This is a genomic window from Streptomyces sp. H51, from assembly GCF_035656535.1.
Taxonomy (GTDB): Bacteria; Actinomycetota; Actinomycetes; order Streptomycetales; family Streptomycetaceae; genus Streptomyces.
The window spans coordinates 115,765-135,139 of sequence record NZ_JAYMHD010000021.1; the positions used below are offsets into that span (position 1 = coordinate 115,765).

Annotated in this window: 14 protein-coding genes; 2 read left to right on the forward strand and 12 right to left on the reverse strand. The window is 73.5% G+C overall.

Annotation, left to right across the window (positions count from 1 at the left end; all coding sequences use genetic code 11):
* Positions 1–61 precede the first annotated feature (61 nt).
* The 7 genes from VKA29_RS06915 to hrcA all read right to left on the reverse strand — a co-directional run bounded on the left by VKA29_RS06915 (position 62) and on the right by hrcA (position 8,484).
* On the reverse strand, positions 62–3,259 hold the full coding sequence (locus VKA29_RS06915; protein WP_324784313.1) for a S41 family peptidase: 3,198 nt from the start codon (positions 3,257–3,259) through the stop codon (positions 62–64).
* A gap of 75 nt (positions 3,260–3,334) precedes the next feature.
* Positions 3,335–3,880 carry a hypothetical protein gene (locus VKA29_RS06920; RefSeq protein ID WP_324784314.1) on the reverse strand — a complete coding sequence of 182 codons (546 nt, stop codon included), beginning with the start codon at positions 3,878–3,880 and terminating at the stop codon, positions 3,335–3,337.
* Between the two features lie 121 nt (positions 3,881–4,001).
* Positions 4,002–4,394 (reverse strand): VOC family protein, encoded by a 393-nt coding sequence (locus tag VKA29_RS06925; protein ID WP_324784315.1) that lies wholly within the window; start codon positions 4,392–4,394, stop codon positions 4,002–4,004.
* A gap of 31 nt (positions 4,395–4,425) precedes the next feature.
* Positions 4,426–5,184, reverse strand: a complete 759-nt coding sequence (locus VKA29_RS06930; protein WP_324784316.1) for a 16S rRNA (uracil(1498)-N(3))-methyltransferase — start codon at positions 5,182–5,184, stop codon at positions 4,426–4,428.
* Positions 5,181–6,254, reverse strand: coding sequence for a nitronate monooxygenase (locus VKA29_RS06935; RefSeq protein ID WP_324784317.1), 1,074 nt, complete (start codon positions 6,252–6,254; stop codon positions 5,181–5,183). The genes VKA29_RS06930 and VKA29_RS06935 overlap by 4 nt, the downstream gene beginning before the upstream one ends.
* A 76-nt stretch (positions 6,255–6,330) precedes the next feature.
* Positions 6,331–7,467 (reverse strand): molecular chaperone DnaJ, encoded by a 1,137-nt coding sequence (gene dnaJ, locus VKA29_RS06940; RefSeq protein WP_324784318.1) that lies wholly within the window; start codon positions 7,465–7,467, stop codon positions 6,331–6,333.
* Positions 7,468–8,484, reverse strand: coding sequence for a heat-inducible transcriptional repressor HrcA (gene hrcA, locus VKA29_RS06945; RefSeq protein ID WP_324784319.1), 1,017 nt, complete (start codon positions 8,482–8,484; stop codon positions 7,468–7,470).
* A gap of 256 nt (positions 8,485–8,740) precedes the next feature.
* Here hrcA and VKA29_RS06950 point away from each other — a divergent pair, with 256 nt between their 5' ends.
* Together VKA29_RS06950 and VKA29_RS06955 are read left to right on the forward strand one after the other, a co-directional pair.
* Positions 8,741–9,472: an MBL fold metallo-hydrolase gene (locus tag VKA29_RS06950; RefSeq protein WP_324784320.1), complete on the forward strand. Its 732-nt coding sequence runs from the start codon at positions 8,741–8,743 to the stop codon at positions 9,470–9,472.
* 31 nt (positions 9,473–9,503) lie between these two features.
* Positions 9,504–10,310: a DUF3097 domain-containing protein gene (locus VKA29_RS06955; protein WP_324784321.1), complete on the forward strand. Its 807-nt coding sequence runs from the start codon at positions 9,504–9,506 to the stop codon at positions 10,308–10,310.
* Here the strand turns inward: VKA29_RS06955 and VKA29_RS06960 are convergent.
* The 5 genes from VKA29_RS06960 to lepA form a co-directional block, all read right to left on the reverse strand.
* Positions 10,294–10,866, reverse strand: coding sequence for a Uma2 family endonuclease (locus VKA29_RS06960; protein ID WP_324784322.1), 573 nt, complete (start codon positions 10,864–10,866; stop codon positions 10,294–10,296). The two genes, VKA29_RS06955 and VKA29_RS06960, sit on opposite strands and share 17 nt — an antisense overlap.
* Positions 10,867–10,968: 102 nt before the next feature.
* Complete coding sequence (gene hemW, locus VKA29_RS06965; protein ID WP_324784323.1) at positions 10,969–12,201, reverse strand: radical SAM family heme chaperone HemW; 1,233 nt, start codon at positions 12,199–12,201, stop codon at positions 10,969–10,971.
* 618 nt (positions 12,202–12,819) lie between these two features.
* The gene (locus VKA29_RS06970) at positions 12,820–14,901 is read right to left on the reverse strand and encodes a SpoIIE family protein phosphatase (RefSeq protein ID WP_324784324.1); all 2,082 of its coding nucleotides are present in this window, start codon (positions 14,899–14,901) and stop codon (positions 12,820–12,822) included.
* 266 nt (positions 14,902–15,167) lie between these two features.
* Positions 15,168–17,042 carry an AMP-dependent synthetase/ligase gene (locus tag VKA29_RS06975; protein WP_324784325.1) on the reverse strand — a complete coding sequence of 625 codons (1,875 nt, stop codon included), beginning with the start codon at positions 17,040–17,042 and terminating at the stop codon, positions 15,168–15,170.
* Positions 17,043–17,418: 376 nt separating this feature from the next.
* On the reverse strand, positions 17,419–19,287 hold the full coding sequence (gene lepA, locus VKA29_RS06980; protein ID WP_324784326.1) for a translation elongation factor 4: 1,869 nt from the start codon (positions 19,285–19,287) through the stop codon (positions 17,419–17,421).
* Positions 19,288–19,375 lie beyond the last annotated feature (88 nt).

Genomic DNA, 19,375 nt, shown 5'->3' on the forward strand with positions numbered 1-19,375 from the left:
AGGCATCGTATCGTCGCCCGGTGCGGCTGATCGGGGGCCTGCCGGGCGGTCGCCGGCACGGTCATGACGGCAGGCCGGGCGGCGTCTTCGCCGGGCTGGTCTCCAGCGCCCGCAGCGCCGTCCGGATCGCCTCGTCGAGCTGGGCGTCCCGGCCCTCCTGCCAGTCCTGCGGGCGCTGCACCACCTCGATGTCGGGGTCGACGCCGCGGTTCTCCACCGACCAGTCGTAGCCCTCCAGCCACATCGCGTACTTGGGCTGCGTGATCAGGGTGCCGTCGACCAGCCGGTAGCGGCTGTCGATGCCGATGACGCCGCCCCACGTGCGGGTGCCGACCACCGGGCCGATGCCGAGCGCCTTGATCGCCGCGTTGACGATGTCGCCGTCGGAGCTGGACCACTCGTCGGCGACGGCGACGACCGGGCCGCGGGGCGCGTCCATGGGATAGCTGTAGGGCCGCATGCCGCGCGGCACGCCCCAGCCGACGACGCGCCGGGCCAGCTTCTCGACGACCAGCTGGGAGGTGTGACCGCCGGCGTTCTCCCGCAGGTCCACCACGAGCCCCTCGCGCGCCACCTCGATCCGCAGGTCGCGGTGGATCTGCGCCCAGCCGGGGGCCATCATGTCGGGGACGTGGAGGTAGCCGAGGCGGCCGTCGGAGCGTTCGTGGACGTGGGCGCGGCGGTCGGCCACCCAGGCGTGGTAGCGCAGCGGCGTCTCGTCCGCGATCGGCACGACGACCGCGTGCCGCGGCTCGCCCCCGCCGGCCGGCGAGACGGTCAGCTCCACGGGCTTGCCCGCCGTGCCGACCAGCAGCGGGGCGGGACCGGTGACCGGGTCCACCGGGCGGCCGGCGACCGCGACGATCGCGTCGCCCGCGCGGATCGCGACGCCGGGCGCGGCGAGCGGGGAGCGGGCGTCCGGGTCGGAGGTCTCCGCGGGCAGGACGCGGTCGACGCGCCAGCTGCCGTCCTCGTGCCGGGAGACGTCCGCGCCGAGCAGTCCCTGGCGGGGACCGCCGGAGCCGCCGCGGGGCACGACGTAGGCGTGCGAGGTGCCGAGTTCGCCCTGTACCTCCCACAGCAGGTCCACCAGGTCGCTGTGGGTGGCGACGCGGTCGAGGACGGGCCGGTAGCGGCCGAGGACGCCGTCCCAGTCGACGCCGCCCATGTCCGGCCGCCAGAAGTGGTCCCGCATGACGCGGCCGGTCTCCTCGTACATCTGCCGCCACTCGGCGGCCGGGTCGACGGTCTGCCGGACCCGGGTGAGGTCGACGGTGACGTTGCTGTCGCTGTCCTCGTCGCCCGAGGCGCGCCGGTCGCTGGGCACGACCCGCAGGCGGTCGCCCGTCCACAGCAGGACCCGCTTGCCGTCCCCGCTGACCTCGAAGTCCTCGGCGTCGGAGGCGAGGTGCTCGACGCGCTGCTGGAGCAGGTCGTAGCGCTCCAGGTCGCTGCCGGGGTCGGTGTCCTCGGGGGTGGCGCGGGAGGCGCCGAGGACGCCCTCCACCGGGTGGCGCAGCCACAGCACGCCGTCCTTCGCCGCGCGCAGGCCGGAGTAGCGGGCGGCCTCGACCGGGAAGGGCACGATGCGGTCGGCGAGGCCCTCCAGGTCTATGCGGGTGGCGGGGGCGCCCTCGCTGTCGGGGGTCTCGTCCTTGTCGGGCGCGTCGAAGGGGCGGCCGTGCCGCTGCGGGCCGAACGGCGAGGGCGTGGTCGCGGCCAGGGTGATCAGGTACGGGCGGGAGCCGACCACGAACGCCAGGTCGAAGACGTGCTCGTCGTAGACGGGGTCGAAGGAGCGGCTGGAGAGGAAGGCAAGGTGCCTGCCGTCGAGGGTGAACGCGGGGGCGTAGTCCTGGAAGCGCAGCGGGGTGGCCTCGGTGACCGACAGGTCGGCGGTGTTGGCGAGCTTGAGCTGGGACAGCGGGCGCGGGCCGGGGTGGGACCAGGCGAGCCACGCCGAGTCCGGCGAGAAGACCAGCCCGGACACCTCGCCGTCCGCGCTGCGGTCGACCTCGCGCACCTCGCCGCTGTCGCGTTCGACGAGCAGCAGCCGTCCGTCGTGGGAGGCGACCGCGGCGCGGCTGCCGTCGGGCGCCATCGCGAGCTCCAGGACCCGGCCGAGCTGTCCGGCGGCGAGCCGGCGCGGGGTGGCGCCGGGCGCGAGGCCGGTGGCCGGGGCGAACTCGAGGGCGTCGTCGCCCTCGGCGTCCGTCACCCACACCGCCCATTCCTCGCCGTCGGTGCGGAAGGCGCGCGGCAGCCGGGCCCGTACGCCGGGTTCGGCGGCCAGCGCGCGGGCCGGGCCGGAGCGGTGGGTGACCCAGTGGACGGCACCGCGCACGCAGACGGCGCTGCCGCGCGCGGTGTGGTCGGGGGCGGCGGACCGGAAGCAGCGGGCGGCGTCGACGGTGTACGGCTGCAGGTCGGTGCGCTGCCCGCCGAGGCGGATGTCGAGCCGGCGCGGCTCGGCGCCGTCGAGGTCGTCCAGGATCCACAGCTCGCCGGCGGAGCAGTAGACGACGCGGGTGCCGTCGCCGGAGGCGTGCCGGGCGTAGAAGCCGTGCTCGACCGGGGTGTGGCGGCGCAGGTCGGAGCCGTCGGCGAGCGAGGAGTACAGCGCCCCGACGCCTTCGTGGTCGGACAGGAAGGCGATACGGTCCCCCGCCCAGACGGGGCACTCGATGTTGCCGTCGAGGTCCTCGTGCAGCCGTACGAACTCGCCGTCGCCGTCGCGGTCGATCCACAGCTTGCCCGCCGTGCCGCCGCGGTAGCGCTTCCAGCGGGCGGCCTCCAGGCCCATGGGCGCCGACAGCAGCACGGTGCTCGGGCCGTACGCGACGTCGCCGACCGGCCCGTACGGCAGCGTGGTGGCCGGTCCGCCGTCGAGCGGGACGGCGCGGGCCCAGGTGCGGCGCGCGCTCGCCTGTCCGTCGGCGCTGATCGCGAGGACCCGCCCGTCGGGTGTCCAGCCGCGCACGGCGGTCCAGCTGCCCCAGTACGTCAGGCGGGTGGAGGGGCCGCCGTCGACCGGCGCGACGTGCACCTCGGGGGCGCCGTCGCGGGTGGAGGTCCAGGCGACGGTCGTGCCGTCGGGCGAGATGCGCGGCTGGCCGACCGGCATGTTGTCGGCGCTGACCCGCCACGCCCGGCCGCCGCCGAGCGGGGCGAGCCACACGTCGTCCTCGGCGGTGAACGCGACCGAATCGCCGTGCAGATGGGGGTGGCGGAGATACGCGGGCGCTGCGGGCTGTGTCACCCGATCACCCTATGCAGCGGCGGCGCCGCGCGACAGGGGGTGTGGGATCGGTCGCCGGCGCGCCCGGCCGGGCCGTCACTTGCCCTCGACCGGCCGGCACTGCGGGTCGCTCGCGCACCAGATGGTCCGGGTGACCGTGACGGTGGCGGTGGGTCCGGGCTGCCCGCCCGCCGGGTTGTTGCCGACGGGGGACGGAGTGGCGTCGCAGTTGCCGAGTCCGCTCACGTGGAACCGCACCTTGCCGCCCACCTTTGCGGTGAGGTCGCCGCGCACGCAGGAGCCGTTCACGGCGCGGGTGACGGTGCCGGTGACGGTGATCTCCCGGCCGTCCTTGGTCCTGCCCCGGCAGTCGACGTTCGCGACGCCGGTCTCGCTCGCCGTGGGCGCGGAACCCTTCGCGTCGTTGCCGTAGTCGGCCGTGCAGCTCAGCCACTGCACGTCGAGTTTCTGCCGCTCCAGCGCCTTGGTCGCCGTCTGGTCGGTGGTGTACGCGACCGCCGCGGAGCTCAGTCCGCCCGGCTCGCAGGCCACGATCCCGCCGACGCCCGCCACCACGATCCCGGCCACGGCCGCCGCCCGCGACCCGCGTGGCCGGCGCCGATACCGCCTCAACGCCCCCATGAAGGGCAGCCTGCCACCGACCGCGCCGGCGCGGTAGGGCGCATACGGCCACGAACGCGCCCCCGGGCGGCTCTTGCGGGGCGGCCGGGGGTCGTCCGCGACCGCCCCGGAAGTGCGGTCGTCAGGTGCGCAGCAGGAGCCACTCCTGAAGTTCCACCAGGTTGCCCTCGGGGTCCTTGAGATGGGCCACGCGCAGGCGGTCCGTCATGGCGGCCGGGCCGTGCAGCAGGGTCGCTCCGCGAGCGGTGATCTGTTCGCAGTAGGCGTTCAGGTCGTCGACGCGCAGCACCACCAGGGAGCGGTGTCCGTCGGCCGGTCCGCCCAGTTCGTCGAGGATCTCCGCCATCACCGCCCGGTCCTGCAGGGCGATGCCCGCGGAGCCGGCGGCCGGGCTGAACTTTTCGTACGGTCCCCGGCTCGCCCCCGACTGCGGCTTCAGCCCGAGGACGTCGGCGTAGAAGCGGTAGCAGGCGGGGAAGTCGCTGACGAGGAGCCGGACTTGGGCGAGTTCCACGGGGTCTCCCTGAGCGGTCAGGAGGGGGCGGTCAGGACCAGCGGCCGGTACGGCCGAGGAGCAGGGCGGTCGCCGCCGTGCCGGCGGTGGAGGTGCGCAGCACGCTGCGGCCCAGCCGGTACGTCTTCGCCCCCGCCTGCTCGAACAGTTCCAACTCCTCGGGGGAGACGCCCCCTTCGGGGCCGACGACCAGCACGATCTCGCCCTCGGCAGGGAGTTCGGCGGTGGCGAGCGGCACGCTGGGGTAGGCGCGGTCCTCGTGCAGCACGGCGGCGAAGTCGGCCTCGGCGAGAAGTGCGGCGACCTGCTTGCTCGTCGCCGCGTCCGCGACCTCGGGGAAGCGGACCCGGCGGGACTGCTTGCCGGCCTCCCGGGCGGTCGCCCGCCACTTGGCGAGGGACTTCAGGCCCCGCTCGCCCTTCCACTGGGTGACGCAGCGGGAGGCCGTCCACGGCACGATCGCGTCGACGCCGGTCTCGGTCATCGTCTCCACCGCCAGCTCGCCCCGGTCGCCCTTGGGCAGGGCCTGCACGACGGTGATGCGGGGCTGCTCCGGGGGCTCCTCGTGGACGCTCTCCAGGTCCATGACGACGAGGCGGTCCTTGCCCTCGGCGGCCTTGACGACGCCCTCCGTCCAGCGTCCGCGGCCGTCGGTGAGGATGACGTCCTCGCCGGGCCGCATCCGCTTCACGGAGACGGCGTGCCGTCCCTCCGGGCCGTCCAGGACGTACTCCCCTCCGCAGAGGTCCGGCAGGACCAGCGGATCGAGCACGAACACCGGGGCCGTCATCGCACACCGCCTTCCGACAGCGCCGCTCCCGCTTCCTCGAGTTCGGCGGCCAGTACCTCCACCAGCTGTCCCGCGGACAGCTCCCGGGCCATCCGGTGGCCCTGCCCGGCCCACAGCGCCATGCCCTGCGCGTCGCCGGCCTTCGCCGCCGCCTTCCGCAGCGGCGCGGTGAGGTGGTGGACGTCGGGGTAGGCGGCGGGGGCGTACGGGCCGTGTTCCCGCAGGAAGCGGTTGACCAGGCCGCGGGCCGGGCGGCCGGAGAACGCGCGGGTCAGCTCGGTGCGGACGAACAGGGGGTTGGTCAGCGCCTGCTTGTGCACGGCGCTCGCCCCGGACTCCGGGGTGACCAGGAACGCGGTGCCGAGCTGGGCGGCGCTCGCGCCGGCGGCGAGGACGGCGGCGATCTGGCTGCCGCGCATGATGCCGCCGGCGGCGACGACCGGGATGCTCACGGTCTCGCGGATCTGGGCGACCAGGGACAGCAGGCCGATGCCGGCGCGGTCGTTCTCCGGGACGTCGCGGTGGGTGCCCTGGTGGCCGCCGGCCTCGACGCCCTGGGCTATCACCGCGTCGGCGCCGGCCCGCTGCACGGCGAGGGCCTCCTCCGCGGTGGTCGCGGTGGCCATGGTGAAGGTGCCGGCGCGGCGCAGGGAGTCGAGGACGTCGCGGGTGGGGACGCCGAAGTGGAAGGAGACCACCGGGACCGGGTTGTCGAGCAGCACGGCGAGCTTGGCGTCGTAGCCGTCGTCGCGGCCGTTGTCGGGGTCGCCGAGCTCGGTGCCGTACCAGGAGGCCTCGCCGGCCAGCTGGTGGGCGTAGAGCTCCACCGTGGCGGGGTCGGAGTGGTCGGGCTGCGGCATGAAGAGGTTCACGCCGAAGGGCCGGTCGGTGATGCTCCGCAGCTGCTTGATCTCCTGGTACATGCCGTCGGCGGTCTTGTACCCGGCGGCGAGGAAACCGAGCCCGCCGGCCGCGCAGACGGCGGCGGCGAGGTGGGGCACGGAAACGCCGCCCGCCATGGGGGCCTGCACGATCGGGTGGGGACAGAGATCGGTCAGTGCGGAGGACATGACCGCATGTTGTCACGTCCCATGGACAAGTCCGAATCGGGACGCCCCCGGCCGGGGCCAGGGGCGTCCGGTGTCGTCAGCGCCCGTTGAAGGCGTCCTTGAGCCGGGAGAACAGGCCCTGCTGGCCCGGCTGGAACTGGCCCTGCGGGCGTTCCTCGCCGCGCAGCTTGGCGAGCTCGCGCAGCAGGCGTTCCTGCTCGACGTCGAGCTTGGTGGGGGTCTGCACCTCGACGTGGACGATGAGGTCGCCCCGGCCGCCGCCGCGCAGATGGGTGACGCCCCGGCCGTGCAGCGGGATCGACTGGCCCGACTGGGTGCCCGGGCGGATGTCGACCTCTTCGAGGCCGTCGAGGGTCTCCAGCGGGACCTTGGTGCCGAGGGCGGCCGCGGTCATCGGGATGGTGACCGTGCAGTGCAGGTCGTCGCCGCGCCGCTGGAACATCGGGTGCGGCAGTTCGTGGATCTCGACGTAGAGGTCGCCGGCCGGGCCGCCGCCGGGGCCGACCTCGCCCTCCCCCGCGAGCTGGATGCGGGTGCCGTTGTCGACGCCGGCCGGAATCTTGACGGTCAGCGTGCGGCGGGAGCGGATCCGGCCGTCGCCCGCGCACTCCGGGCAGGGGGTGGGCACGACCGTGCCGAAGCCCTGGCACTGCGGGCAGGGGCGGGAGGTCATGACCTGCCCCAGGAAGGACCGGGTGACCTGGGAGACCTCGCCGCGGCCGCGGCACATGTCGCAGGTCTGGGCGGAGGTGCCCGGCGCGGCGCCCTCACCGTTGCAGGTGGAGCAGACGATCGCCGTGTCGACCTGGATGTCCTTCGTGGTGCCGAAGGCCGCCTCGTCGAGGTCGATCTCCAGGCGGATCATCGCGTCCTGGCCGCGCCGGGTGCGCGAGCGCGGGCCGCGCTGGGACGCCGTACCGAAGAAGGCGTCCATGATGTCCGAGAAGTTCCCGAAGCCGCCCGCGCCGAAGCCGCCCGCGCCGGCGCCGCCGGACTGCGAGAGCGGGTCGCCGCCGAGGTCGTAGACCTGCTTCTTCTGCGGGTCCGACAGCACCTCGTAGGCGGCGTTGATCTCCTTGAACCGCTCCTGGGTCTTCGGATCGGGGTTGACGTCCGGGTGCAGCTCGCGTGCGAGCCGCCGGAAGGCCTTCTTGATCTCTTCCTGCGACGCGTCGCGGCGCACGCCGAGAACGGCGTAGTAGTCCGTGGCCACTTACGACTCCGCCAGGATCTGTCCGACGTACCGTGCCACTGCGCGTACCGCTCCCATCGTTCCCGGGTAATCCATGCGGGTCGGTCCGACCACGCCGAGCTTGGCGACTGCCTCGCCGCCCGAACCGTAGCCGACCGAGACCACGGACGTGGAGTTGAGTCCTTCATAGGCGTTCTCGTGCCCGATGCGCACGGTCATGCCCGAATCGCCTGCCTCGCCGAGGAGTTTGAGGAGGACGACCTGCTCCTCCAGGGCCTCCAGGACGGGCCGGATGGTGAGGGGGAAGTCGTGTCCGAAGCGGGTCAGGTTGGCGGTGCCGCCGATCATCAGCCGCTCCTCGTTCTCCTCGACGAGCGTCTCCAGGAGGGTCGACAGCACCGTCGAGACGGTGCCGCGGTCCTCGACGTCGAAGCCCTCGGGGAGGTCTTCCACCAGCCGCGGGACGTCCGTGAACCGGCGGCCCGCGACCCGGCTGTTCAGCCGCGCCCGCAGGTCCGCGAGGGACGCCTCCCCGAACGGCGCCGGGCAGTCGACCATGCGCTGCTCGACCCGGCCGGTGTCGGTGATCAGCACGAGCATCACGCGCGCGGGGGCGAGCGAGAGCAGTTCCACGTGCCGGACCGTGGACCGGGTGAGCGACGGGTACTGCACGACGGCGACCTGCCGGGTGAGCTGCGCGAGCAGCCGCACCGTGCGCGCCACGACGTCGTCGAGGTCGACGGCGCCGTCGAGGAAGTTCTGGATCGCGCGCCGCTCGGGGGCGCTCATCGGTTTGACGCCCGCGAGCTTGTCGACGAACAGCCGGTAGCCCTTGTCGGTGGGGATGCGCCCGGCGCTGGTGTGCGGCTGGGCGATGTATCCCTCGTCCTCCAGGGCCGCCATGTCGTTGCGCACGGTCGCCGGGGACACGCCGAGGCTGTGCCGCTCGGTCAGGGCCTTCGACCCGACCGGCTCCTCGGTGCCGACGTAGTCCTGGACGATGGCGCGCAATACCTGGAGCCGTCGTTCACTCAGCATGGCGCACACCTCCAGAAAGTCGTCCCCTGACGCCTTGCCTGGCACTCTGCGCGTGCGAGTGCCAGCGTTCCCCGGCCAGTGTACGGCGGTGGGGTACCGACTGGGCAAGGTCGGGCCTGCCGGGGCGGGTCCGTACGGCCGGGCCCGTCTGGCGATTCCCGTGGTCCGCCCGAAGGGCGGGCCTCGCGGCGTCTGGCGCGCGTGCCAGGCGTCGCGAGGCAGGCGGGAATCGTCAGACAGGCACTAGCGTCGCGGTATGACGGTGACTTGGGAAGAGCTCGGGTGGGAGCGGCTGGCGGCCGGGGTCGGACGGTGCCGGCTTCCGGGCTGGGACTGCACGGCCGGGCTGGTCGTCGGGGCCGGCACGGCGCTGGTGGTCGACGCGGGGTCGAGCCTGCCGGAGGGGGCGCGGCTGCGGGCGCAGGCGCAGCGGCTGGCCGGTCACCGTGTGACCCATCTCGCTCTCACCCACCCCCATTTCGACCATGTCTTCGGGGCGGCGGCGTTCGCGGGCGCGGAGGTGTTCGGCGCGGTCGGCGCCGAGGCGGTGTTCACCGGGCGGCACGGGCGCGAGGAGCTGCGCGCGGACGCGGTGCGGTGCGGACTGGACGCGCGGCTGGCCGAGGAGGCTGTGGACGCGCTCACCGCGCCCCGCCATCACGTCAGCGGCGAGTGGACGCTCGACCTGGGCGGCGGCCGGCAGGTGCTGCTGGCGAACGTGGGCCCGGCGCACACCGCGCACGACCTGGTCGTGCTGGTCCCGGGCGCCCCGGAGGTCGTCTTCTGCGGGGACCTGGTCGAGGAGTCGGGCGAGCCGCAGGCGGGCCCGGACGCGGTGCCGTCGCGCTGGCCGGCCGCGCTGGACCGGCTGCTCGCCCTCGGCGGCGAGGACGCGCTGTACGTGCCCGGTCACGGAGCGGTGGTCGACGCGGCGTTCGTCCGGGCGCAGCGGGACGCGCTGGCGGACCGTTTCGGCGTGTCGCGGTGATCGGCGGGACGGTTCTCCTATCGTCGTTCGAATGCGCCAGTACTCTCCGGACCTGACCCCTCCGTGGAAGAAGCCCCAGCCCGTGCCGGAGGTCCCGGCGGAGCCGGGCCTGGTGGTCGAGGAGCCCGCCAGCGGCTTCTGCGGGGCGGTGATCCGCTGCGAGGCGGGCGCGGTGACCCTGGAGGACCGCTTCGGCAAGCACCGGGTGTTCCCGCTGGAGCCGCGCGGGTTCCTGCTGGAGGGCCGCCCGGTGACGCTCGTCAAGCCTGCTTCCGGCCCGCTGCGGCCCACCCGTACGGCGTCCGGTTCGGTCGCCGTGCCCGGCGCACGCGCGCGGGTGGCCCGCGCCGGGCGCATCTACGTCGAGGGACGGCACGACGCGGAGCTGGTCGAGAAGGTGTGGGGCGACGACCTGCGCGTCGAGGGCGTGGTGGTGGAGTACCTGGAGGGCGTGGACGACCTGCCGTCGATCGTGGCCGGGTTCGCGCCGGGCCCGGACGCGCGGCTGGGCGTCCTGGTCGACCACCTGGTCCCCGGGTCGAAGGAGTGGCGGATCGCGCAGCAGGTGACCAGCGAGCACGCGCTGGTCGTCGGCCATCCGTACATCGACGTCTGGGAGGCGGTGAAGCCGTCGTCCCTGGGCATCGCGGGCTGGCCGCGCGTGCCGCACGGGCAGGACTGGAAGACGGGCGTGTGCCGGGCGCTGGGCTGGCCGTCGGACAACACGGGCGCCGTGTGGCAGGCGATCCTGGCGCGGGTGACGTCCTACAAGGACCTGGAGCCGGAGCTGCTGGGGCGGGTGGAGGAGCTGATCGACTTCGTCACGGCTCAGCCGTGAGCGGCGGCAGGGTGCCGAACCCGCCGGTGTCGAGGTCCACCCCCACGATCGGCAACGGCACCGGGTCACCGAACTTGCGGGTGCGCTCGTACTGGTAGTCCGCCGCCAGGCCCCTGCCGGTCGGCTCCGCCAGCACCAGGCACCTGGCCCGGAAGGGATCGATGACCAGATACGCCGGGACGCCGCCCGCGGCGTAGATCGACCGCTTCTCGACGTAGTCCCGGTGGACGCTGGTCTTGGAGACCACTTCGACCAGCATCGTCACGGCGTCCGCGGGGACCAGCCGGCCCGGGGTGTCGTCGGCGCCGATCTCCATGACCACGAGGTCCGGCTGGGGCTCGCTGTCCTCGTCCGGGAACGCGATGTCCTGCGTCCGCAGCCGCTCCCACCTCCCGGAGGGGATCTGGTCCTGCACCGACTGCACGATGCGGTTGTGGACCTTGTCGGGCCCGGCCATCATCACGATTTCCCCCCGGATGAGCTCAGCCTTGAAGCCCTCGGGAACCTCCAGGTTCTCGAATGCCTCATGCACCCGGCGATCATCCACAGCGGTCATCTCCGTGGTCCTCCGCTCCCGCCGCCGTGTGTACGGCCGGCAGCCTACGAACCAGGTTAGGGACCGGACCGGCGTTCCGCACTGATTCACTCCGCCGGGTGATCAGTCCACCAGGTCCCGGACCACCGCGTCCGCCAGCAGCCGTCCGCGCAGGGTGAGGGCCGCCCGTCCCTCGTCGTACGGTCCGCTGTCCAGCAGTCCGTCCGCCAGTGCGCGCCGGGAGGCCGTCAGGCCGTCCGGCTTCAGCAGGGACAGCGGTACGCCCTCCCGCAGCCGCAGCTCCAGCAGGATCCGCTCCACGCGCCGGTCCTCGTCGGACAGCAGCTCGCGGCCGGCCCCCGGCGAGCGCCCGGCGGCGAGGGCCGCGGCGTAGGCGCCGGGGTGCTTGACGTTCCACCAGCGCACCCCGCCGACGTGCGAGTGCGCCCCGGGGCCCGCGCCCCACCAGTCGGCGCCGCGCCAGTACAGCTCGTTGTGCAGGCAGCGGGCCTGCGCGGAGGTGGCCCAGTTGGAGACCTCGTACCAGCCGAAGCCGGCCGCCGACAGGGTCTCCTCCGCGATCAGGTAGCGGTCGGCGTGCACGTCGTCGTCGGTCATCGGGACCTCGCCGCGGCGGATGCGGTGGGCGAGCCGCGTGCCCTCCTCGACGATCAGGGCGTACGCCGAGACGTGGTCGGGACCGGCGCCGATCGCCGCGTCCAGCGAGGCCCGCCAGTCGTCGTCCGACTCGCCCGGGGTGCCGTAGATCAGGTCGAGGTTGACGTGCGCGAAGCCGGCCGCGCGGGCCTCGGCGACGCAGGCCTCCGGGCGGCCGGGGGTGTGGGTGCGGTCGAGGACCCGCAGGACGTGCTGCCGGGCGCTCTGCATGCCGAAGGAGACGCGGTTGAAGCCGCCCTCCCGCAGTGCGGCCAGGTATGCCGGGTCGACCGACTCCGGGTTCGCCTCCGTGGTGATCTCCGCGTCCGCCGCGAGGCCGAACTCGTCGCGGATCGCGCCCAGCGCCCGTACCAGGTCGGCGGCGGCCAGCAGGGTCGGGGTGCCGCCGCCGACGAAGACGGTGCGGACCTCGCGCGGGTCGTCGCCGAGCACCTTGCGGGCCAGCCGGATCTCGTCGGTCAGCGTGTCCGCGTAGTTGTCGCGGGAGGCGAGGACGCCGCCGGTGCCGCGCAGCTCTGTCGCCGTGTAGGTGTTGAAGTCGCAGTAGCCGCAGCGGGTCGCGCAGTACGGGACGTGCAGGTAGAACCCGAGGGGGCGGTCGGCCGCCCCGGCGAGCGCGGGCGCGGGCAGGGCGCCGTCGGCGGGGACGGGCTCGCCGTCGGGGAGTGCGGAAGGCATGTGCTCCATTGTCCCGCACCCGTGCGGGGCCCGGTCCGGGCTGGGGCGCGGGCCGTGGACCCGGGCCGGGGCGCGGGCCGTGGACCCGGCCGCAGGCCCGTTCCAGCCCGCAGGCCGCGGGCCCGAACCGTGGGCCACAGGCCCAGACCGAGCCATGGGCCGCGGGCCCGGACCCGCGGGCCCGAGCCGTGGCCGTGGGCGCGGGCCATGGCCGTGGGCGCGGACGGAGGGCCGTGGGCGCGGGCGCGGACGGAGGGCCGTGGCCGTGGGCGCGGGGCCGTGGACGCGGAGGCCGTGGCCGTGGGCGCGGGGCCGTGGACGCGGAGGCCGCGGACGCGGAGGCCGTGGACGTGGACGCGGAGGCCGTGGACGCGGAGGCCGTGGACGTGGGCGGAGGGCCGTGGACGCGGGGACCGCGGACGCGGAGGCCGTGGGCGTGGGCGGAGGCCGTGGGCGTGGGCGCGGGGGCCGTGGACGCGGACGCGGAGGCCGTGGGCGTGGGCGCGGAGGCCGTGGGCGTGGGCGCGGAGGCCGTGGGCGTGGGCGCGGGGCCGTGGGCGTGGGGCCGGGCACGACGGGCGTGCGCTGTCTGCCCTGGAGCAGCGACAGCGCCGCCGGCTACTCCGCCTGGAGCACCAGCAGCGCCAGGTCGTCCTCCGCCGGGGCGCCGCCGCCGAACGCGTGCACCAGCCGCCGGATGCGCTCGGCGATGAGTGGGGCGCTCAGCCCGGCGCACCCGGCGAGCGCCGTCGCGAGCCCGTCGGCGTCGTCGAACTGGCGCGAGCCGCAGCGCCGCTCCGTCACGCCGTCGGTGACGCACAGCAGGCTGTCGCCGGGCCGCAGGTCGAACGTCTCGCTGGTGTACGTCTCGTCCTCGACGACGCCGATGAGCGTCTGCGGCCGGGCGACGGTGCGGACGCCGCCGTCGGGTGCGAGCAGCAGCGGCAGCGGGTGCCCGGCGGAGGCGAGGGTGCAGCGGACGCCGCCTTCGAAGGGGATCAGCTCGCCGAAGAGGACGGAGAGGAAGCGGGTCTGCGGGCCGTCACCGGGGCCGGGCGGCCGTACCAGGGCCCGGGCGGCGGCGTCGGCGGCCTCCATCGCGTCGTCGAGGAGCAGCCGGTTGAGCCGGTCCAGCACGTCGGCGACGCGGTAGCCCTCACGGGCGAGCAGCCGCAGCCAGGGCCGGACGAGACCGATGACGACGGCGGCCTCCGGGCCCTTGCCCTGCACGTCGCCGACCGCGAAGCACCACCGGCCCTCGCCGGCCGGGAAGAGGTCGTAGAAGTCGCCGCTGGGGCCGCCCTTGTCGCAGGGCTCGTAGACGAGGGCGCTGCGCACGCCGGGGATCTCGGCGACGGCGGTGGGCAGCAGGCCGCGCTGCAGGACGCGGCTGATGGTGGCCTGGCGGGCGTACTGGCGGGCCGCGCCGACGGCCAGCGCCACCCGGCGGCTGAAGTCCTCGACGAGTCCGGTGATCTCGTCGGGGAAGCTGAGCAGTCCGGCGCGTCCGATCACCAGCGTGCCCAGCGGCCGGCCGCCCGCGATCAGCGGGTGGGCGAGTGCCGTGCCGGCCGCCTCGCCCGGCCCGAGCGCCTCGCCGGGCCAGGCGTAGGGCGCGGGCCCCGACTTCCCGGCGGCCTCCCGGCGGCGGGGCGGGGCCTTCTCCAGGACGCGGCGCAGTTCCTCGATGCGGTTCTCGCTGCTGTGCCAGACCCGGGCGAGTCGTGGTCCGGCGCCGGGGGTCCCGTCGGCCGACCGGCCCGCGCGGCCGGTGATCTCGTCCTCCAGCCAGACCGCGCACCAGTCGGCGAGCCGCGGCACGATCAGCTGGCCGGCGAGCGCGGCGACCAGGTTCTCGTCGAGCTGCCCGGCGAGCAGGTCGGAGGCCTCCGCGAGGAACGACAGGGCGCCGCGGCCCAGCCAGTCCCGGTCGCGCTCGGCGCGCCGGACGTCCGCCGCCCGGAGCGCGGCCGGCAGCGGGGGCGGGGGCGCGGCCGGGAGCTGCGCCTGGAACCGCGCCGTGAGCGGGATCCGGAGCGGAGCGGGGAACAGGGGCGGAGCGGGGAACAGGGGCGGCTCGGGGGCGAGGAACCCGGCGACGGCCAGGTCGTGCTGCGGGGCGGGCCGGTCGGCCGGCTCGCCGGTGCGGCGCGCGGGGGCGCTGCCGTCGGCGGGCAGCCGCGCCCACACCGTCTTGGCGCCCCTGCGGAAGGTGACGCCCCAGGACTCGGCGAGCGTGGCGACCAGGTGCAGGCCGCGGCCGTACTCCGTCTCGTGCGCCGGTTCGGTGACCGGATCGCGCGGGGCGCGGGAGGGGTGGCGGTCGGAGACCTCCACGACGACGGCGCCGGGCGCCTCCTCCGCCCGGCAGACCACCTCGACCTCGGTGCCCGCGTGCACGACGGCGTTGGTGACGAGTTCGCTGACGACGACGAGGACGTCCTCGACGAGACGCTCGGTGAGGTGCTCGGTGCCGGGCCGGCCGGTCCGGGCCGCTTCGGTCAGCGCGGCGCGCACGAGATCGCGGGCGGAGCGCGGCGTGTCGGGGCCGGGGGGCAGGGTCGCGCCCGCCGCGACGTCCTCCGCGGGCCGGGACCCGCCGCGGCGCGCCGGTGCGTCGGAGGCACCGCAGACACCGGAGACATCGGAGACATCGGGGACACCGGAAGCGGTCTCCCGTCGCCTCGGAACGACCCCCATGTCCAGCTCCCCGAGCGGTCAGCACCCATACGCCTCAGTCGACACCGACAGAGTGACAGAACGAATGCTTCCGTAAGCGGCGAGTTACCGAAGAAGGTCGGCATGATTGCGGAAACTGCTCCGCGTGTGCTCGAAGCGGAGCGCAATCCCGAGCGGGTCCGAGCATCCGGGCCGCGACTTCTGACCGCCCCGAGCAGGTGATCGAAGTGTCACGGCGGAGCGGACGGACCGGCTGAACGCCCCGCCCGCCCCGCCGTGCGCCGGTCCTACCCCTCGCGCGTGCCGGCGTACATCTCGTCGATGAGGTGCTTGTACTCCCGTTCGACGACCGGCCGCTTCAGCTTCAGGCTCGGTGTGATCTCGCCGTGCTCGACGTCGAGGTCGCGCGGCAGCAGGCGGAACTTCTTGATCGTCTGCCAGCGCTGCAGCCCCTCGTTGAGCTGCGTGACGTAGCCCTGGACCATCTCGACGGTGGCCGGCGCGGCCACCACCTCGGCGTACGGCTTGCCCTCCAGCCCGTTGTCCTTCGCCCACTCCAGGATGGACGGCTCGTCCAGGGCGATGAGGGCCGTGCAGAAGTTCCGGTCGGCGCCGTGCACGAGGATGTTGGAGACGTACGGGCACACCGCCTTGAACTGGCCCTCGACCTCGGCGGGCGCGATGTACTTGCCGCCGGACGTCTTGATGAGGTCCTTCTTGCGGTCGGTGATGCGCAGGTAGCCGTCGGGCGACAGTTCGCCGATGTCGCCGGTGTGGAACCAGCCGTCCGGCTCCAGCACCTCGGCGGTCTTCTCGGGCAGCCCGTGGTAGCCCTCCATGATGCCGGGGCCGCGCAGCAGGATCTCGCCGTCGTCCGCGATGCGCACCTGCGTGCCGGGCAGCGGCTTGCCGACCGTGCCGGTGCGGTAGGCCTCGCCGGGGTTGACGAAGGAGGCGGCGGAGGACTCCGTCAGGCCGTAGCCCTCCAGGATGTGGATGCCGGCGCCGGAGAAGAAGTAGCCGATCTCCGGGGCGAGGGCGGCGGAGCCGGAGACGCAGGCGCGCAGCCTGCCGCCGAAGGCCTGGCGGATCTTGGCGTAGACCAGGGCGTCGGCGACCTTGTGCTTGGCGCCGAGCCCGAAGGGGACGGAGGCGGTGCCGGTGCGCCGGAAGTTGTCCTGGGCGGTCTTGGCGTACTCGCGGGCGACCTCGGCGGCCCACTGGAAGATCTTGTACTTGGCGCCGCCGCCCGCGCGGGCCTTGGCGGCGACCCCGTTGTAGACCTTCTCGAAGATGCGCGGCACGGCGGCCATGTACGTCGGCTGCACGACCGGCAGGTTCTCGATGATCTTGTCGACGCGGCCGTCGACGGCCGTGACGTGGCCGGCCTCGATCTGGCCGGAGGTCAGCACCTTGCCGAAGACGTGCGCGAGCGGCAGCCACAGGTACTGCACGTCCTCGGCGCTGATCAGCCCGGTCGCGGAGATCGCCTTGGCCATGTACGACCAGTTGTCGTGCGGGAGGCGGACGCCCTTGGGCCGGCCGGTGGTACCGGAGGTGTAGATGAGGGTGGCGAGCTGATCCTTGGTGATCTTGCCGACCCGCTCCCGGATCAGGTCCGGGTTCTTCGCCAGGTACGCCGCTCCGCGGCGCTCCAGCTCGGCGAGGCTGAGCACCCGGTCGCCGGTCTCGACGCCGTCCGCGTCGATCACCACGACGTGGGTCAGCTCGGGCAGCTCGGCACGCTTCTGCTCCGCCTTGGCCAGCTGCTCGGCGTTCTCCGCGATCAGCACCCGGCTCTCGGAGTCGGAGAGGATGAACGCCGACTCGTCGGCGTTGGTCTGCGGATAGACGGTCGTCGTGGCCGCCCCGGCGCACATGATGCCGAGGTCGGCGAGGATCCACTCCAGGCGGGTGGAGGAGGCCAGCGCGACGCGCTGCTCGGGCTGCACGCCGAGTTCGATCAGCCCGGCCGCGATGGCGTACACCCGCTCGGCGGACTGCGCCCAGGTCAGCGACTCCCAGTCGTCGGGACCCGAGCCGGACGCGGGCGGAACGGGGTAGCGGTAGGCCTCGGCATCCGGAGTGGCCGCCACACGCTCCAGGAAGAGGGCCGCCACGGACGGCGGACGGTTCTCGATCAGTGTCTGTGTGTCGCTCACGACATCCTCCGGGACCCGCGACGGTGCGGCTGGCTCAGTATGGCTGGCTCAGGTACGACTGGCTCGGTACGACTGACTCGGCAGGGCCGACTCAGCACGGCTGGTTCTTACCCGCGACGCGTTGTTTAACTCACGAGTAACTAACGAGCAGGGATCAGAGTACGGCCCGACCGCCCGGTTCGTAAGGGGCGGCGGCCTGTCACTTCGTACGCGGTGGCACTTCGCACGCGGTGGCACTTCGTACGCGGTGGCACTTCGTACGCGGTGGCACTTCGTACAGAGAGCGGTGCCGCGCACGCGCGGGGGCCCGCCGCGCTTTCGTGCGGCGGGCCCCCGTTGCGCCCTGGTTCGCCGTGTCGGCGGCGGCGGGCGGCGGTTACTTCTTGCCCTTGGCCGGCCCCGCACTGTCATCGCTGCTCAGCACGGCGATGAAGGCCTCCTGCGGAACTTCCACCGAACCCACCATCTTCATCCGCTTCTTGCCCTCCTTCTGCTTCTCCAGCAGCTTGCGCTTGCGGGAGATGTCGCCGCCGTAGCACTTGGCGAGGACGTCCTTGCGGATGGCGCGGATGGTCTCGCGGGCGATGACCCGCGAGCCGATGGCGGCCTGCACCGGCACCTCGAAGTTCTGCCGCGGGATGAGCTCCTTGAGCTTGGCGACGAGCCGGACGCCGTACGCGTACGCCTGGTCCTTGTGGGTGATCGCGGAGAAGGCGTCCACCTTGTCGCCGTGCAGCAGGATGTCGACCTTGACGAGCGAGCTGGACTGCTCGCCGGTGGGCTCGTAGTCGAGCGAGGCGTACCCGCGCGTCTTGGACTTCAGCTGGTCGAAGAAGTCGAAGACGATCTCGGCGAGCGGCAGGGTGTAGCGGATCTCGACGCGGTCCTCGGACAGGTAGTCCATACCGAGCAGGGCGCCGCGCCGGGTCTGGCACAGCTCCATGATCGCGCCGATGAACTCGGTCGGGGCGAGGATCGTCGCCCGCACGACCGGCTCGAACACCTCGTCGATCTTGCCCTCGGGGAACTCGCTCGGGTTGGTGACGACCGTCTCGGTGCCGTCCTCCATGATCACGCGGTAGACCACGTTGGGCGCGGTGGCGATCAGGTCGAGACCGAACTCGCGCTCCAGGCGCTCCCGGATGACGTCGAGGTGCAGCAGGCCCAGGAAGCCGACGCGGAAGCCGAAGCCGAGGGCGGCGGACGTCTCCGGCTCGTAGACCAGCGCGGCGTCGTTGAGCTGGAGCTTGTCCAGCGCCTCGCGCAGCTCGGGGTAGTCGGAGCCGTCCAGCGGATACAGGCCGGAGAAGACCATCGGCTTGGGGTCCTTGTAGCCGCCGAGCGCCTCGGTGGCCCCCTTGTGCTGGCTGGTGACGGTGTCGCCGACCTTGGACTGGCGGACGTCCTTCACACCGGTGATCAGGTAGCCCACCTCGCCGACGCCGAGGCCGTCGGCGGGCAGCATCTCCGGCGAGTTGGTGCCGATCTCCAGCAGCTCGTGGGTGGCGCCCGTCGACATCATCCGGATGCGCTCGCGCTTGTTGAGCTGGCCGTCGATGACACGGACGTACGTCACGACGCCACGGTAGGAGTCGTACACGGAGTCGAAGATCATGGCGCGGGCGGGGGCGTCCGCGACGCCGACCGGGGCCGGGATCTCGGCGACGACCTTGTCGAGCAGCGCCTCGACACCCAGACCGGTCTTCGCGGAGACCTTCAGCACGTCACCGGGCTCGCAGCCGACGAGGTTGGCGAGCTCCTCGGCGAACTTCTCCGGCTGCGCGGCCGGCAGGTCGATCTTGTTGAGCACCGGGATGATCGTGAGGTCGTTCTCCATCGCCAGGTAGAGGTTGGCGAGGGTCTGCGCCTCGATGCCCTGGGCGGCGTCGACGAGGAGGACGGTCCCCTCACAGGCGGCGAGCGACCGCGAGACCTCGTACGTGAAGTCGACGTGCCCCGGGGTGTCGATCATGTTGAGGATGTGCGTGTTGCCCGGGTCGTCGGTGGGAGCCCAGGGCAGGCGCACGGCCTGGGACTTGATCGTGATGCCGCGCTCGCGCTCGATGTCCATGCGGTCGAGGTACTGGGCGCGCATCTGCCGCTGCTCGACGACGCCGGTCAGCTGGAGCATCCGGTCGGCGAGCGTGGACTTGCCGTGGTCGATGTGCGCGATGATGCAGAAATTGCGGATCAGAGCCGGGTCGGTACGGCTCGGCTCGGGCACATTGTTAGGGGTCGCGGGCACGCAGGGTCCTGTCTCTTGAGGCGCCTTATGCCTCGGGTCGGATCGATACGTAGCCTCCATGGTCCCACGCGCGCGGACCGGCGACCGG

Excerpts from the sequence above, each read along its gene's own strand:
- VKA29_RS06920 (WP_324784314.1), bottom strand. The coding sequence starts at position 3,880 with ATGGGGGCGTTGAGGCGGTATCGGCGCCGGCCACGCGGGTCGCGGGCG.
- VKA29_RS06930 (WP_324784316.1), bottom strand. The coding sequence starts at position 5,184 with ATGACGGCCCCGGTGTTCGTGCTCGATCCGCTGGTCCTGCCGGACCTC.
- VKA29_RS06935 (WP_324784317.1), bottom strand. The coding sequence starts at position 6,254 with ATGTCCTCCGCACTGACCGATCTCTGTCCCCACCCGATCGTGCAGGCC.
- hrcA (WP_324784319.1), bottom strand. The coding sequence starts at position 8,484 with ATGCTGAGTGAACGACGGCTCCAGGTATTGCGCGCCATCGTCCAGGAC.
- VKA29_RS06950 (WP_324784320.1), top strand. The coding sequence starts at position 8,741 with ATGACGGTGACTTGGGAAGAGCTCGGGTGGGAGCGGCTGGCGGCCGGG.
- VKA29_RS06955 (WP_324784321.1), top strand. The coding sequence starts at position 9,504 with ATGCGCCAGTACTCTCCGGACCTGACCCCTCCGTGGAAGAAGCCCCAG.
- VKA29_RS06960 (WP_324784322.1), bottom strand. The coding sequence starts at position 10,866 with ATGACCGCTGTGGATGATCGCCGGGTGCATGAGGCATTCGAGAACCTG.
- hemW (WP_324784323.1), bottom strand. The coding sequence starts at position 12,201 with ATGCCTTCCGCACTCCCCGACGGCGAGCCCGTCCCCGCCGACGGCGCC.
- VKA29_RS06970 (WP_324784324.1), bottom strand. The coding sequence starts at position 14,901 with ATGGGGGTCGTTCCGAGGCGACGGGAGACCGCTTCCGGTGTCCCCGAT.